Source organism: Novosphingobium sp. CCH12-A3 (assembly GCF_001556015.1).
Taxonomy (GTDB): Bacteria; Pseudomonadota; Alphaproteobacteria; order Sphingomonadales; family Sphingomonadaceae; genus Novosphingobium; species Novosphingobium subterraneum.
The window spans coordinates 1-541 of record NZ_LSIA01000045.1 but is presented as its reverse complement, the minus strand read 5'-3'; the positions used below and the strand labels follow the sequence as shown (position 1 = coordinate 541).

At 66.7% G+C, this 541-nt stretch carries 1 pseudogene; it reads right to left on the bottom strand.

The features are described from left to right. Positions 1-541 (bottom strand): annotated as a pseudogene (locus AX703_RS27740) (hypothetical protein); the annotation flags it as partial.

The following is a 541-nucleotide window of genomic DNA, read 5'->3' as shown; positions in this document are numbered from 1 at the left end:
GAACTCGCGCATGTAGGCATCGAGCCCGGGCGGCGGACGCTCGGCAGCGCCCTGCCCCAGCAGCTTCAGTGCGGCATGACGGTTGCCGAGCAGACGGGGTTCGGCGAAGCCGAGCAGCTCAAGTGCACGCACTGACACCGCAGCAAGGCGGCGCAGTGAAGCAAGATCGATCACCCCGACGGCGCGGCGCGGCACATCGCGCAGATCGACCAGCAAGGCCTGATGCTTGCGGCAGAGCCAGCTTTGCCGAAGCGTCCATTCGCGCAGGATCACCAGCGGCTTGCCTGCCAGGTGGAATTCGAGCCAGCATTTCAGACAGCCATAATGGCGCCCGCGCGGCGGCAACAGATACTCACCGCTAGCCGGAACGAGGGTGGCCTGCACGACGGACACCTCGCACTGCACCGCCCAGGCAATCCGTTCGATTGCCGCACCCGCGTCCGCGCGCGTGCGGGCTACCTGTCCGCCGCCAAGATCGAGGCGGGCAAGCCCCGGCTCCAAGCCAAGAAATTCGAACAAGCCGATGCGCGTCGTATCGTGG